General features: G+C 53.2%; 12 protein-coding genes and 1 pseudogene. 5 read left to right on the top strand and 8 right to left on the bottom strand.

Annotation, left to right across the window (positions count from 1 at the left end; translation table 11 throughout):
• Positions 1-263 precede the first annotated feature (263 nt).
• Positions 264-983: a 4'-phosphopantetheinyl transferase family protein gene (locus ABGT83_RS10575; RefSeq protein WP_009305497.1), complete on the bottom strand. Its 720-nt coding sequence runs from the start codon at positions 981-983 to the stop codon at positions 264-266.
• 41 nt (positions 984-1,024) lie between these two features.
• Positions 1,025-2,281, bottom strand: coding sequence for an adenosylhomocysteinase (ahcY, locus tag ABGT83_RS10580; protein ID WP_009305498.1), 1,257 nt, complete (start codon positions 2,279-2,281; stop codon positions 1,025-1,027).
• Between the two features lie 228 nt (positions 2,282-2,509).
• On the opposite strand from ahcY, the gene ABGT83_RS10585 reads away from it, so the two are divergent.
• From ABGT83_RS10585 to ABGT83_RS10595, 3 genes are all read left to right on the top strand, one after another.
• On the top strand, positions 2,510-2,650 hold the full coding sequence (locus ABGT83_RS10585) for a hypothetical protein (protein WP_021416144.1): 141 nt from the start codon (positions 2,510-2,512) through the stop codon (positions 2,648-2,650).
• A gap of 44 nt (positions 2,651-2,694) precedes the next feature.
• Positions 2,695-2,886 carry an aspartate/glutamate racemase family protein gene (locus ABGT83_RS10590; protein ID WP_370751961.1) on the top strand — a complete coding sequence of 64 codons (192 nt, stop codon included), beginning with the start codon at positions 2,695-2,697 and terminating at the stop codon, positions 2,884-2,886.
• Positions 2,887-3,042: 156 nt separating this feature from the next.
• A complete protein-coding gene (locus tag ABGT83_RS10595; RefSeq protein ID WP_001255868.1) occupies positions 3,043-3,909 on the top strand; it encodes an aminoglycoside 6-adenylyltransferase AadE in 867 nt (288 codons plus the stop codon).
• A 425-nt stretch (positions 3,910-4,334) separates the two neighbouring features.
• On the opposite strand, the gene ABGT83_RS10600 is transcribed toward ABGT83_RS10595, so the two are convergent.
• The 5 genes from ABGT83_RS10600 to ABGT83_RS10620 form a co-directional block, all read right to left on the bottom strand.
• Complete coding sequence (locus tag ABGT83_RS10600; protein ID WP_346687505.1) at positions 4,335-5,408, bottom strand: PLP-dependent cysteine synthase family protein; 1,074 nt, start codon at positions 5,406-5,408, stop codon at positions 4,335-4,337.
• A 29-nt stretch (positions 5,409-5,437) separates the two neighbouring features.
• A complete protein-coding gene (gene metK, locus ABGT83_RS10605) occupies positions 5,438-6,730 on the bottom strand; it encodes a methionine adenosyltransferase (RefSeq protein ID WP_009305500.1) in 1,293 nt (430 codons plus the stop codon).
• Between the two features lie 58 nt (positions 6,731-6,788).
• Positions 6,789-7,037 (bottom strand): metal-dependent transcriptional regulator, encoded by a 249-nt coding sequence (locus ABGT83_RS10610; RefSeq protein WP_232228699.1) that lies wholly within the window; start codon positions 7,035-7,037, stop codon positions 6,789-6,791.
• Positions 7,038-7,187: 150 nt separating this feature from the next.
• Positions 7,188-8,924 (bottom strand): ABC transporter ATP-binding protein, encoded by a 1,737-nt coding sequence (locus ABGT83_RS10615; RefSeq protein ID WP_009305502.1) that lies wholly within the window; start codon positions 8,922-8,924, stop codon positions 7,188-7,190.
• Positions 8,914-10,764: an ABC transporter ATP-binding protein gene (locus tag ABGT83_RS10620; RefSeq protein WP_009305503.1), complete on the bottom strand. Its 1,851-nt coding sequence runs from the start codon at positions 10,762-10,764 to the stop codon at positions 8,914-8,916. Before ABGT83_RS10620 ends, ABGT83_RS10615 begins: the two co-directional genes overlap by 11 nt.
• A 136-nt stretch (positions 10,765-10,900) precedes the next feature.
• Between ABGT83_RS10620 and ABGT83_RS10625 the strand changes: the two genes are divergently transcribed.
• Entirely contained in the window at positions 10,901-11,578 is a 678-nt protein-coding gene (locus ABGT83_RS10625; protein ID WP_009305504.1) for a TetR/AcrR family transcriptional regulator, read from the top strand.
• On the opposite strand, the gene ABGT83_RS10630 is transcribed toward ABGT83_RS10625, so the two are convergent.
• Complete coding sequence (locus tag ABGT83_RS10630; protein WP_009305505.1) at positions 11,579-13,120, bottom strand: (2,3-dihydroxybenzoyl)adenylate synthase; 1,542 nt, start codon at positions 13,118-13,120, stop codon at positions 11,579-11,581.
• Positions 13,121-13,265: 145 nt separating this feature from the next.
• On the opposite strand from ABGT83_RS10630, the pseudogene ABGT83_RS13480 reads away from it, so the two are divergent.
• Positions 13,266-14,747, top strand: a pseudogene (locus ABGT83_RS13480) (condensation domain-containing protein); the annotation flags it as partial.
• Between the last annotated feature and the right edge of the window lie 4 nt (positions 14,748-14,751).

A 14,751-nucleotide genomic window follows, 5' to 3' on the forward strand; every position in this document is an offset into this window, starting at 1 on the left:
TTTTGTCTTAAAGGTTGTTGGAGCGATTCTGCTACTTTTCGGTCTTTGGCATGAAGCTGGAACGGAATATCGAGCGGGAGTTTAACTCGATATCCTTTTCGACAAGCTTTAACAAGAAAGAAATGAATTGCATTATGATGCAAAGAGCCAAGCGATAGTCCTGATGAACGAAGTACAAAGCGCGACTTTAATCTGAGGGTGAAATCTGCGACTTGCGCTAAACTGCGAATGTCGACAGTTATAATACGGAGTGACGTATCGAATCAAGATTCCGTCAAAGAGCCTGCTGTTGTCGTTATGAGGAGATTGAAAAATGGCACAAATGCCCATTGTCCGTTGCAGGAATATGATCTTTTTGATTTAAGCAGTTGGGCATGGTAGCGCCCAACAACCAGTTCTTTGGGTTGGTTGTTGGGACGATGTGAATCCAGATAAAACATGACCTCGCAATCAGTGAAATCGAGCCACTTCCCATACGTTGGAAACCATGCCTTGTAGACAGATTCTTTCGCGCTGAAAGTCAGCCTATCCCAAGATATATTTGGCTGACTGCAGGTAAGCTCACCCATCTGTTTTATCTCCTTCTTGCTCATTATCAAACTGTATATCTCTGATTCAATGGGGTTATTCGGCTCGGCGTCAATCCCGATAGTTCGAAATCGGTAATCTGAGGTGACTGCGGCAGCGGCATATCCTCTGCAATGCGTAATGCTCCCGCATATGTTTTTGGGCCAAATCGGTTCTCGGTTGGTACCGATGAGGATAGGAGGGTCATTGAAGCCCAGATGCGAGAGAGCGTTGCGAGCACATTTGCGCCCAACGGAAAACTCTTTCAGGCGTTTAGAAGAAAAACTTCGTGATATTTCCTTTTCTTTCCCAATAAGAGGAAAACCGTAAAAAGACCCCAGGTATTCTGAAGAAAACACTTCCTCTGGTAGTAAGGAGGCTAAAAAACCGGAATTGAATTTAGGAAAGCCAATCACAGCACCACCCCTAGTATGAACTATACACCCTTGTATACACTTTAAAAGTTCCAGCTGTTCATGTAGGCGATCTGCTCCTCGGTGAGGGTGTCTATCTTCACGCCCAGAGTCTCCAGCTTCACGCGCGCCACGCCGTCGTCGATGGCGGCGGGCACGTCGTACACCTTGTTCTCCAGCTCGCCCGCATGCTGGAAGAGGTACTCGGCCGCGAGCGCCTGGTTCGCGAAGCTCATGTCCATGACGGACGCCGGGTGCCCCTCGGCGCAGCTCAGGTTCACGAGGCGCCCCTGCGCCAGGACGATGACCGTGCGCCCGTCGGCAAGCGTGTACTCCTCCACGAGCGGCTTGATCTCCTCCACCTTCACGGCGTGCTCGCGCAGCCACTCCAGGTTGATCTCGCTGTCGAAGTGCCCGGAGTTGCACACGATGGCGCCGTCCTTCATGTTCTCGAACGCGGGCGCGTCCACCACCTTGCAGTTGCCGGTGACCGTCACCCACACGTCGGCGAAGCGCGCCGCCTCGGCGGCGGGCATGACCTCGTAGCCCTCCATGTGCGCCTCCAGCGCCTTCAGCGGGTCCACCTCGCACACGATCACGCGCATGCCCATGCCCTTGGCGCGCAGGGCGAGCCCGCTGCCGCAGTAGCCGTAGCCCGAGATCACGATGGTGCGCCCGCACAAAAGGCGGTTCGTGGCGCGCACGATGCCGTCGAGCGTGGACTGGCCCGTGCCGTAGTGGTTGTCGAAGCAGTGCTTCGTGTTCGCGTCGTTGACGTTGAACACGGGGTAGCCCAGCGTGCCCTCCTTCGCCATGGACACAAGGCGCACCACGCCCGTGGTGGTTTCCTCGGTGCCGCCGATGACGCCTTCCAGCTTGTCAATGTGGGTGGTGTGCAGCGCGGTGTCCAGGTCGGCGCCGTCGTCCATGATGATCTGCGGGTTCGTGGCGATGACCGCGTCGATGTGGCGGCGGTAGGTGTCCATGTCCTCGCCGGTGACGGCGAACACCTTGATGCCGAAGTCGCGCACGAGCGAGGCGGCGGTGTCGTCTTGGGTGGAAAGCGGGTTGCTGGCGCACAGCGCCACCTCGGCGCCCGAGGCCGCCAGCGCGCGCATGAGGTTCGCCGTCTCGGTGGTCACGTGCATGCACGCGCCGATGCGCACGCCCTCAAGCGGGCGCTCCTTCGCGAAGCGCTCGCGGATGGACGCCAGCACGGGCATGTCGCGCGCCGCCCACTCGATGCGGGCAAGCCCTGCGTCGGCAAGGTCGATGTCTTTGATGTCGTAGCTCTCGGTCATGGCGCTTCTTTCTTATGTTATCGACTGATCCTATGTCTGGTTTGGCGTCGATTAATCCTCAAACAACACCCTGTTTTTACCGCAGGAGTTGGGCAGGATTGGATTTATACAGATGATGGGAAACCGCAATATTGGGCGATTGATAATTACTTTATAACAGGAGAACGAAATACACATTTTTTAGGATGTGATGTAGTAAAACAACATCACACACTTACACAGATTATAATGGGATTGCTGAACAATGGGTTTGAGCTTAAAGTTGTAGAGGAAGCAGAACCGCCTAAAGAGATGATGGATATTCCGGGTATGGAAGATGAACTTCGCCGCCCGATGATGTTACTTGTAAAGGCGATAGCGAAAAAATAATATCTCTATTAGGAAAACTGATATACCCCAATTTAGAGAATGGCATAGTAATTCCTAGTGATAAAGAGAAAATGATTGCACTGGCAAATAAATACATTGAAAAAGAAAATGTAGATGCACTCATTCTCGCCTGTACGGAGCTGCCACTTGCCATAAAGCCCGAAGATGTTAATGTGCCAATCGTGAATACAACCCAAGTACATATCAATGCAATTTACCAATATGCAATTCGATAAAAATAGCAAAGCCAGCCGAGCCAGTCAACGGTCAAGATGAACGGCGCATTTCATGCGCCGCCGTTGACAGCCCCGCCCGTCTTTGCTAAAGGGTAATCAAGGCGGGAAAGCCCTAAAATGGCTTCACACCTATTTCAATAATTGGAGGAGATAAAAATGAGATCAGAAAAGGAAGTTTATGATATTGTTTTGAATTTTGCAAAAACAGACAAACGCATTCGCATGGTTACTTTGGAAGGATCTAGAACAAATACAAATATTCCGCCTGATGATTTTCAGGATTTTGATATTACTTTTTTTGTTACGGATATGGACAGCTTCACAAGTGATGATAAATGGCTAGATATATTTGGTGAAAGGTTGATTCTGCAAAAGCCGGAAGATATGGAATTATTTCCAGCTGTAGAAAAGGGATTTTCATATTTAATGCTGTTTACTGATGATGTTAAGATAGATTTAACTTTGCTGCCGCTGGAACTGATAGACGAGTATTTTACATGGGATAAACTGGTAAAGTTACTGTTGGATAAAGACAACCGTATCGTAAAGCCGCCAATACCAACGGATATAGACTACCACTTGCAGAAGCCTACTCAAAGAATGTTTGACGATTGCTGTAATGAATTTTGGAATACTACAACATATGTAGTAAAGGGCTTATGCCGCAAAGAAATTCTTTTTGCTATTGACCATATGAATGATATAGTACGAAAAGAATTGCTTCGCATGATTTCCTGGCTGATTGGTATCAAACAGGGATTTCATTTCAGTTTGGGAAAAAACTATAAATTTATGAAGCAATATGTCCCAGAGGAATTGTGGGAACGACTTATGTCCACTTATAATATGGATTCCTATCCCCATATGTGGGAATCCTTTGAACAATGTATGGCATTGTTCCGGGAGGTTTCGTCAGAAGTGGCATGCCAGTTGGATTACCAGTATCCACTATATGATGAAAAAATCAGTAATTATGTGATTCGGCAAAAGAAAAAATATGGCATTGAAGATGATAACAAATAAAATTTTTTCAATCGAAAAAATTTATTTTGATTATTCAATTTTGAAAAACTGAATACCTCAAAATCAGAAAGAGCGCGGACAAGCACTTTGAGGGATTGGCCGCCTTGTCCACCCATCCAGCGGGGCGGCGGGCGGCGGTCAAGGCCGGGTGTAACCCCGTTCATTTCAGCCTTGACGGTTGCCCGCTGTCCTGCTACTTTTCCGGGAGTGTGGCCACAACTTCGGGACACTTTGTCCACAAGTCGGAGCGTAGGACGAGGGACGGGGGCTTTCATATACCTGCCGCCGTTCTCTGAAAACAGGCCGATTTTTTGCTCATTCCCATTCGCAAAAATTCAGCCTGTTTTCCTGCCGGAGCAAACGGGGCGCAAGAAGCACCGCACCCCGTTTCCCCCGTCAGCCACGCCAGCGGTAGGTATAACACACTACACTTTGCAAGCAAAGTCGTGTGCCAAAGGGGGCACCCCTTTGGAAACCCCGGACAACAAAACAGGCGGTATGCTGCCCTCTCCGGGAGCATACCGCCGTTTGTTGTCAGCAGCCCGTTTCACGGTCTGCGTGTAGTTCCTTGTAAACTGACCTAATTCAGTGGAAAAATATCGTTCGCCCGTATCGGGCAGTAAAGTAACCACTGTCTTGCCCGAACCAAGTTGCCGAGCAAGCTGACGTGCGGCAACCACATTTGTACCGCCCGATACGCCGCAAAGCAAACCCTCCTCACGAGCAAGCGCGCGAGCCTCGTTGATAGCTTCCTCATCGGAAACCACGCAGATATCGTCATAGATGCCCTGATCAAGGATATCGGGAATAAGCCCATCGCCGATACCCATCTGCAAATGCGTTCCGACGCTTCCTCCCGAAAGAATCGCTGCGCTCTCCGGCTCAACGGCCCAAATGCATACATCAGGAAAAAGACGTTTGAGTGCCTGCCCTATACCGGAAATAGTACCACCTGTACCAATGCCCGAGCAGAATCCATGTATGGGCCCCTTCACGTCCTCTAAGATCTCAAGTGCTGTATGATAGCGATGCGCTAGTAAATTATCCCTGTTCTCGAACTGCTGTGGCACGTAAACACGAGGATCCTCGCTAGCCATACGCTTAGCCAGAGCGATGCATTTGGATATGCACTCTCCAATATCGCCAGCATCATGTACGACAATTACCTCAGCACCATAGTGGCGAACAAGCTTACGACGCTCTTCCGACACGCTGTCTGGCATAATGATGCGCGCACGATAACCGCGCACAGCACACACAAGCGCGAGCCCTATACCTTGATTGCCGCTTGTAGGTTCAACGATAATACTATCTGGCCCAATTTCGCCGCGGCGTTCGGCGGATTCAATCATCTGTAATGCCGTGCGCGTTTTAATGGAGCCTCCTACATTAACGCCCTCAAACTTAACGAGTATCTGTGCGGCATTCGCTTCAGATAACCGATTGAGACGAACGAGAGGTGTATGCCCCATGGCTTGCAGCACATTATCGTAAATCATGGAACTCCTTCCAAGGGGGTGCTAGCCCCTTATGCTAGCCTGCAGGTCTTTCGCAGATCCTCGGCGCGGTCGGTGCGCTCCCAGGTGAACTCGGGCAGCTCGCGGCCGAAGTGGCCGTAGGCGGCCGTCTTGCGGTAGATGGGGCGGCGCAAATCCAGCGCGTCGATGATGGCGCCGGGGCGCAGGTCGAACACCTCGGCCACCGCGCGCTCGATGGCCCCCACCGCCGCCTTCTCGGTGCCGAACGTCTCCACCATGAGCGACACGGGGCGCGCCACGCCGATGGCGTAGGCCACCTGCACCTCGCAGCGCGCGGCCAGGCCCGCGGCAACCACGTTCTTCGCCACCCAGCGCGCCGCGTAGGCCGCCGAGCGGTCCACCTTCGTGCAGTCCTTGCCGGAGAAGGCCCCGCCGCCGTGCCGTCCCATGCCGCCGTAGGTGTCCACGATGACCTTGCGGCCCGTGAGGCCGCAGTCGCCCATCGGCCCGCCGATGACGAAGCGGCCCGTGGGGTTCACGTGGATCTCCGCGTCGGGCGAGAGCGCCACGCCCTCGCCGGCCAGCACCGGGCGCACCACCTGCTCCACCACGTCGGCGCGCAGCCGCTCGTAGGGCGCCTCCTCGGCGTGCTGCGTGGACACGACCACCTTCTCCACCCACTTCGGCGCGCCGTCCTCGTAGCGCACGCTCACCTGGGTCTTGCCGTCGGGGCGCAGGTAGTCGAGCGTGCCGTCCTTGCGCACGGCGGCGAGGCGCTCGCTCATGCGCTGGGCCAGGTAGATGGGCATGGGCATGAGGGTGCTCGTCTCGTCGCAGGCGTAGCCGAACATCATGCCCTGGTCGCCCGCGCCGATGCGCTCGTAGGGGTCGTCCGCGGCCCCGCCGTGGGCCGCCTCCCAGCTCTCGTCCACGCCCTGCGCGATGTCGGGGCTCTGCTCGTGGATGGCGTTCACCACGCCGCAGGTGGTGCCGTCGAAGCCGTACTTGGCGCGGTCGTAGCCGATGCCGCACACCACCTCGCGCACGATGGCCGGCACGTCCACGTACGCCTGCGTGCGGATCTCGCCCGCCACGGCCACGAGCCCCGTGGTCGCAAGCGTCTCGCACGCGCAGCGCATCCGCGACACGTCGGCGGGCTGCCCGCTGGGGGCGATGTAGCCCTCGCGCTCGAGCTCTATCTCCTTGGAGATGATGGCGTCCAAGATGGCGTCCGATATCTGGTCGCACATCTTGTCGGGATGCCCCTCGGTGACGGATTCGGACGTGAACAGGTAGGATTTTGGCAAAGCGATCGATAAGCTTGGCCTTTGCTCTATCGTCATTTCAATTCTCTCTATACTTTAGATTGCCCATTATCCAGCTTATTTAGGTTGATGACCCTTATTGGACGTCCATCTTGCTCGACAGCTCCTTTTTTAAAGCCTGATATGACTCTTCGCTCATTGCGTGCTCCATGCGACAGGCATCCCTTTGTGCAATTTCAGTCGGAATGCCAAGGTTGGTAAGAACCTTGAAGAAGAAGCAATGGCGGTCGTAAACTCTTTCAGCGATTTTGCGTCCCCCATTTGAAAGGCGAACCAAACCTCGAGGCCTAAATTCAACATATCCTTCCGCGCTCAAGGAGGACATAGCTTTTGATATGCTTGCTCGCCTTGGAAAAACCCATTCTACTGGCCATATCCACTTGCCTTACAAAACCACCAGAACGAGTTTCGAGAATAAGCAGGTTTTCTAGATAGTCTTCCCTTGACTCACTCAAAGTCATCAGTTCCACCTCACTTAATTCAAAATCCGACCCGTCGACGACTGAAGCTCCACCATTTTCTTGAACAGGCTGTCTTCGCGCTCCATGAGCTCCGACGGCTTTCCTTGCTCGGCAACGCGGCCTCCATCCAGCACCACGATTTTGTCGGCGCTCATCACGGTTCTCATCCGGTGCGCGATGACCAGCACGGTTTTGCGTTCAAGGAGACACGATAGCGCCTCCTGCACCTTCGTCTCATTTTCAACGTCAAGTGAAGCGGTCGCCTCATCCAGAAGAACAATGGGGGCGTTTTTGAGGATCGCCCGGGCAATCGATATGCGCTGGCGCTCGCCTCCGGACAAAAGCGCGCCGTTCTCGCCTATCCTCGTTTCATAGCCCTTCGGCATGCGGGAGACAAAATCATCGCAGTTCGCCGCCCGAGCCGCCGCAAACACCTCCTCATCCGTGGCATCTGGCCTACCGAGTCGGATGTTCTGCATGATCGTGTCGTCGAACAGAACCACATCCTGGAACACTTGGGCGAAATCGACGAGAAGGGCCTCGGGGTCGACGGTCGAAACGTCCACGCCTCCGATGCTCACAACGCCATCGTCGGCATCCCAGAAACGGGCAGCCAGCTTGGCCGCGGTGGACTTGCCGCCCCCGCTCGGACCGACCAAGGCGGTCACCTCGCCCTCCTTCGCAACAAATGAGACGTTCGAGAGAACCTTCTCGCCTCCTTCGTACGAAAAAGTCACGTTGTCGAAAGAAATGTCGTGATTCGCCGGCTCGAATTCCATCGACCCGGTTTGAGGCCGCTCGTGCTCGATGGAGTGCATGCGCTTGATTCCGAGCTTGAGATTGAGAAGCTCCGTCACAACTTCAAGCACGGTGTTGATCGGATCGTAGAATCTCGTCACCACGAGAAGGAAGCAGAAGTACACCATGAACTCTAGTTCCCCCGATGCCAAAAGCAGGGCTCCGACGAGGACGGTCGAAGCTATTCCGAGCTTGAGGAACGCTTGCGCGGCCGACACGGGAACGGCACTCGAAAGCTCCGAGACGATCTGGGCCTTCTCCGCGCGATCGATCTTCTGATCCAGTTGCTCGAGATACGTTTCCGATTGGTTCGCCGCCGTGATCTCTTGGGCGCATTCGAGGTACTCCTGCAAGCCGTCCGCAACGTCAAGCTGGCGGTCGATGAGAAACTGCCCCTTCGCATCTTGGCTCTTCCGAGAGAAGGCGATGATGAGCAAGGCGATGGGAAGAACCCAGAGGGCGGCGATGGCCATCTTCCAGTTGAAGAGCAGAAGCATGATCGAGATCAATATGGTCGACGCGCCGGTTCCGAACAAAAGGGGCATGATATGGGAGAACATGCGCTCCTGATCGGCGCAGTCCTTCATGATGGTGGTGGTGAGGTCCGAGAGGTCGCGCCTTCCGAAAAAGGAAAGGGGCAATCTGCGCAGCACCTCGGCAAGCTCGATCCGCTTTCTGGCACTCTCGCCGTACACGACATTGTAGGTGAAATGGTATTCGAGCCATTGGGTCAGCAGCATGAGCAGGAGTATGACGACGATGGCTGCAAGATAGCCACCAAGAGCAGGGAGGGGCTTCGAGGGGTCGAGCAGATGATCCAGGTAGTCGTTGGTCGCCATGCACAGCACGCCAATGGGTGCCATCATGACGAGGTTGGCGAGAGCGCAGAAGAACGCGCCTCTCTTGAACTCGAAAGCACCCCGCTCGGTCAAAGCGAACTTCTCACGCAGCATCGTTGGCACCCCCTCCGATTCTCCAAGAGACTGATTTCTGATAGTCCTCCCACATCCGGCGATACACTCCCTTGCTTTCGACAAGATCCCCGTGGGATCCCGATTCCGAGATGGCCCCGTTCTCCACGACGCAGATCCTGTCCGCGCCCACCACGGTCGATAGCCGGTGTGCAATCATGAGAACGGTCTTGCCGTGCGTAAGACGCGCGAGCGCACGTTGGATAAGGGCTTCGTTTTCCGGATCGGCGAACGCTGTGGCCTCGTCCAAGACCACGATAGGCGCATCTTTCAGAATGGCCCGGGCAAGCGCGATACGCTGGCATTCGCCGCCCGACAGGTAGACGCCCTTCGCGCCGACCACCGTGTCCAAGCCCTCGGGCAGCTTCGCGATGATGTCGTCGCATTGCGCCGCGTGCGCGGCCGCCTCCACCTCCGCGCGCGTAGCCGACGGGCGCGCGAATCTGATGTTGTCAATGAGGCTGCGCTTGAAAAGCCGTGTGTTTTGGAAGACGAAGGAAACGGAATCCATCAGTTCCGAACGGGGAACATCCCGCACATCAACACCGCCGACAAGCACCCGTCCTTCATCGACGTCCCAGAACCTCGGAACAAGGCTTGCAATGGTGCTCTTGCCTCCTCCCGACGGCCCGACGAGCGCCATCGTTTCTCCTTCGGGAATCGCAAAGCTCACGTTCTTGACGGCAGGTGCGTCAGCGCCCGGATACGTGAAAGACACCCCTTCAAAAACGATATCGCACGTCCCGCTCGCCCTCCCGCCTTTCGCAGAACAGCAAGGCATCTCCGGCGTGGATAGGATCCCCTCGATTCGCATCACGGCATCTTGGGCCATCGCCGCAGCTTCAGAGGCGTACAGTATCTTGGTCATCATCGATGTCGTCACCGCGCTGAACACCACGTAGAAGAGGAAGTCCGTGAAGAACGACGCGAAGTCCCCTGCTGCCCCCGCAAGCAGGATGCTGGCGGGAACCAGCACAGCAAAGGTCGAGTTGATCGCCACGATCTGCACGACCTGCGGTTTTTCGCACAACTTCGAATAGCCATGGGCCATATCCCGGTACTGCAGGATGGCCTCCTTGAATGCGTTGAACGAATCGACCGTTTGCTGGAACACTTTGACGACGGGCATGCCTCGAACATATTCGGTCGCAGCGGCGTTCATTCGGTTCAATGCCTGCTGGTAGTTCGACACGAAAGTCAGATAGCTTGAGTTCTCATCGCTGCCTCCCCCTCCCATCATCCTCCAAATGCACGCGAAGGACACCGCGATGGGAACCAGGCACGCCAAACCCATGGCCCAGTCGAAGATGAACATCACGACGACAAACACAACGGGGGTGATGAGGGCTCCCACGAAATCAGGGAACTTATGGGCAAGCACGGACTCGGTCTGGCCGGCGCAGCCGTCGATCACCCTCCTTAGTTCGCCGGTCGAATGCTCGTCGTAGTAGCCAAGGGGAACCTTGGAGAGATGGTGGGTCGCGGCCTTCCTCATGTTGTTGCCGGTTCGGAATGCCGCGATATGAGTGCACATCAACGCCGCGAAGTACACCACCACTCCGGCCACCGCGAATCCGACTGCCAGCCATGCGTAAAAGGCCGCGCCACTCGCTTCGCTCCATTGAGGAGCCACTGCGACAAACTGCGACATGATAAACCAGACGCACACAAGGGGCATCACAGCAAGCAACGAATGCAGACCAGACAAGGCGCAGCCCACCACGGTGAGGATTTTGTAAGGCCCTGCGAAGTCAAGCAACCTGAACAGCGGATGGGGTGCTTTGCGTTTCGACTTTTTGTTCTCTGGGCTTTGTTCCGTCATTTCTCCTCCTGCTCTATTACCAGGACGTTGTTTTGCACTTGCAGCGACTTGAATATTTCCGCAAACTGACCGCGTTACGCTGGGGGTGCAAAAAAATGGTATTCTGTCGCAACCAGCAAATAGAAAGGTGCTGAATATGGGGTCGACGCGCCAGACAGCCGGCTTGCCAGCAATTGACGTGACTTCTATCTGCGATGCCGCCTTGAAGCTCACCAAAGAATTTGGCATAGATGGTTGGTCTATTCGTCAACTGGCTAAAGAAATTAACGCGTACCCAGGTGTCATTAATTACCACGTTGGTCGAAGAGAAGATGTGGTACATCTTGTTATCGAGCACGTTAATGCCGAAATCGACCTTCCTGAGCCTCGCGAGAATTGGAAACGATGGTTCAAGCTTCTTCTTGAGGGGATGCGTTCCACCCTGAGAAAGTACCCCGGAGTCGCTCGTAGACTCGCTGCCGTAGGTCCTGGCCTTGGGGAATCCGACCGCATTATCAATTGCGGCATTCAAGTGCTGAGAGATGCTGGGTTTGGCGATTGGTCCACTCTTGTTTATTCCGTTTTGCTTTGCCAAACTTGCGCGTTCGTTGCTACCGAGGATGACAGGGACAAAATGGACGATGTGCGCAAAGAGGTGGGGGGTTCGTATGCGAGTGCGCTTTCTGCGTCCGATCCCGGTATTGCCGCTTTGGCAAAAACGGTCAAACTCCTGACCGAAGAAGAAAGCCTGAGGAGAAGTTTTTTTGATCATCAGTTCTCAGTCCTTCTCGATGCTCTTCTCGGCGGATTGGAAGAGATTTTTTTAAAGGGCTGACTAGCGTATCGAGGTCTTAAGAGCATTTAAATCAATTTTTCCTATGGGGGTCAGGGGCAACAACTCACGAATCTCTACTCTGTCTGGATGCTTGAATGGGGCGATTCCTATGTTGTTTAAAAACTCCCTTATGGATTCCAAGTTGGGCGCATCGCCGCTGCAAACGATAAACGCACACGTCTTTTCGCCAAGGGCTTGATCCGGTATCCCGCAGACGGCTACGTCTACGATGCCGGGCATTTCTCTAAGACTTGCCTCTACGTCTTCCGCCGAGAAAGTCTCACCGCCACGGTTTATTGTGTTTTTCAGACGTCCCGTGATTTTGAAGTTGCCGCAGGGATCCCTCACCGCTAAATCCCCCGTATGATAAAATCCTTCCGAATCAAAAGAGCGCAGAGTAGAATATTCATCTTCGTAATATCCACTCATCAGATACGGTCCTTTCCATATCAATTCCCCTTCTTCGCCGTCTGCGCAAGGTTGCCCATCTTGTCCGATGATAAGAGGGCGATCGTTTTCGGAAAGGGGGAAGCCTTGGGTGGTAAAGGCGATTTCCTCTGGCGCTTCAGGGCTTGTCAGCGTCAATATTCCTTCAGTCATGCCGTATGATTGCTGGACAGCGCAAGAGAAAGCGGCAGAAAGCCTCTTGGCATCTTTTGCGGTAAATCGCGCACCTCCTACATGGATGGACTCAAGGCTTGAAAGATCAACAGGATACCAGTCGAGTGCGTCCATCCAGAGGTTTACCGCCGATGGAACTGCTGTTATTGTCGTCACTTTTGCAGAAGAGATCAATGGAAACACTTCATCGGGACTCACGCTTTCCGCCAAAATGACGGTGCCTCCTTTTTCTAGCGCACCAAGTGCGCCGGGGCATGCGAGCGGCAAATTATGGCATATCGACAAAGCTGCTAGGTATTTTGTTTTTTCGGAAAAAAGCGATCGGGAAGCCGCTTCCACGAAATTGTACACATAGCTGAAATTTGAGCGAGGAATAAGTTTAGGGAGTCCTGTTGTACCACCCGACGGAAGCAGGAACAAAATTGATGAGGAGTGGGGTGCTGTGGCTTGCCAGAGCTCTCCGCGCATATCCGAAACTGATCGATATTGATCGGAAGATCCGATGACAAAACATTTTAGCCTTGGATTGTCCTTTTTGATGGCTTTTGCTAAGGACTCGTAATCATAAGCCGGGGAAGAACACGGAACAATTAGGCAGGATGCATTTGACTTTGAGCAGAAATGAGAGATTTCCGCTTTGCGATGAGTCGGCAAAGCAAGTACGGGGATGCATCCTCTCATTACTGACCCGAACAAGATTATAAGAGATTCAGCTTTGTTTGGAAGCTGAAGGACGATCCTGTCCCCAGCTTCTATCCCCTCCGAAGCAAGGCAAGAGGCGAATCGCCTTGCCGCATCAAATAGCTCAGTGTAAGTATACGTGGTTTCTCTGTCGCGAACCGCAATATTTGCCCCATATTCACGCTCCCATTGCGCAATACGTTCAACAAGAGTGAAACCAACGTCGGTTGCCCTTCTCATAAAACCCCCTTCTGCCATCCGAAGCCTTAGAAGATATTTGCGCAATATTTGCAAACAACAACCCTTTCGCTATAAGTATACTATAGCTAACATTATGTTAGTATGCCTTATATTCAAAGACTTATTGCTTGAAAGGGCGGTTGGCATGTCTGAAGTATGCGTGGAGCTAGTTGGAAAGCTTGTTGGGGAAATGCTCGGACTGTCAAAAGAAGAACTAAGCCCTTCGGATAATCTTATCAGTTTGGGGCTAGGATCTCTTGACATTATGAGAATAGCTGGGTTGCTAACAAAGAATGGCTGCAATGTTACCTTTTCAGAATTGGTTTCGAATCCCTGTATGGCTTCTTGGGTAAATTTTGCAAGAGAGAGGTCTGCGAGAAGCTCGTCTAATGGCAGCCCTCTCCTCGGTTCCGCAAATTACAGCAAAGGCGACCCCTTTCCGATCACGTCCGTCCAACATGCCTATATGGTTGGAAGGCGAGACGGACAGGAGCTAGGGGGAACCGCTTGTCACGCTTATATGGAATTCGAATGCGGATCTCTCGATGCGGCCAAACTCGAACGCGCAGTGGAACTTCTTATTCTAAGGCATCCCATGCTGCGCGCCCGGTTCTCTGATGACGGAACAGCCCGCATCGAAGACAAAGTAACTTGGAAGGGACTAACCACCTACAGAGTGGAAGGAGCAGGCAATCCCGACTCGAGGATTGAAGGTATTCGCCAAGAATTAAGTCACCTACGTTTCGACATCGAGCAAGACGATCTCATAGATGTACGCCTTACTGTCGTATCACCGAAACGCACTATCATGCATATCAACGTCGATCTTCTTGCAGCTGATGTGCTTAGCATCCAAGTTCTCTTAGAGGATCTAGCGCATCTCTACGACGGAACGGATCTCGCCCCCATCGAGATAGACTTCATGGAGTATGCGAGAAGAACCGGAATCGGAGAAGACGCACGAAACGAGGATAGAGAATACTGGCTGAATCGAATAGACAACATGCCAGGCGGCCCCTCTTTGCCACTGAAAGCCCCTATGGAGAGTGTCAAAAGATCTCAATTCACTCGTATGGAGTACTTAATTGATTCTAAGTCTTGGAAGAACTTCACCGAGAAAGGACGGCAAATCGGGGTTACCCAATCTATGGGCATCGCCGCTGTTTATGCCAAGGCTCTTTCTCGATGGAGCGAAGACAAGAAATTTCTTCTCAACCTTCCGCTGTTCAACAGAAAACCAATTCACCCAGACGTTGACAAGATCGTATCCGACTTCACCTCTCTTATCCTTCTTGAGGCTGATTGCGCAAACGCAATTTCCCTTCTTGAACTAGCTTCTCAAATGCAAGGACGCTTTCAGCAGGATGTTGCGCACTCTTCATTTGGAGCTGTAGAGGTTTTGAGAGAGCTTTCTCACCGTTGCCCAAACGATCCCAAGAAAGCCCCTGTTGTATTCGCTAGCAATATCGGCACCCAATTTATCTCCAACAAAGTGGAAGATGTTTTCGGTCCCTTGTCGAAGATGCTAGCAGAAACACCACAGGTATTGCTGGATCATCAGATATACGATCATAAAAACGGGTTGCTTTTGGCGTGGGATTACGTTTCCGAATTGCTTGATGACAAAATAG

Origin of the sequence: Enteroscipio rubneri (genome assembly GCF_963929405.1) — a bacterium.
Lineage (GTDB): Bacteria > Actinomycetota > Coriobacteriia > Coriobacteriales > Eggerthellaceae > Enteroscipio > Enteroscipio rubneri.